The sequence below is a fragment of the Paenibacillus medicaginis genome, from assembly GCF_042138635.1.
Lineage (GTDB): Bacteria > Bacillota > Bacilli > Paenibacillales > Paenibacillaceae > Paenibacillus > Paenibacillus medicaginis.
Window position 1 is genome coordinate 1 of the sequence record NZ_JBHIRY010000111.1, and the last position, 329, is coordinate 329.

The window sequence follows — 329 nt, forward strand, 5'->3', positions numbered from 1 at the left end:
AATCAGGTCATGTCCCTGAACGATGCGATGCGATTGCTTGTGCAAGAAATCTTTGCGCTGCCGCACCACTTTCTGGTGGATGCTCGCGACTTTCTGTTTGGCCTTCTGCCGGTTGCGGGAACCGCGAGCTTTGCGGGATAGCCGCCGCTGGGCGCGTCTGAGCCGCTTTTCCGATTTTCGCAGATACCGTGGGTTGTCCACCTTCGTCTCATCGGACAGCGCTGCAAACGTGCGTAGCCCAACGTCGATGCCCACGGCTGTTTCCGCCGTCTGGCCGGCTTCCGCTGCCTCTATGTTCACACCGATCCCCACGATCCATCCGTCTGCAT

1 protein-coding gene is annotated in these 329 nt (G+C 59.3%); it reads right to left on the reverse strand.

Features of this window, described 5'->3' with window-relative positions; genetic code table 11:
- Positions 1-329, reverse strand: a 329-nt coding sequence (locus ACE5LO_RS27885) for an RNA-guided endonuclease InsQ/TnpB family protein (protein WP_375523148.1), incomplete at both ends; no start/stop codon positions are given.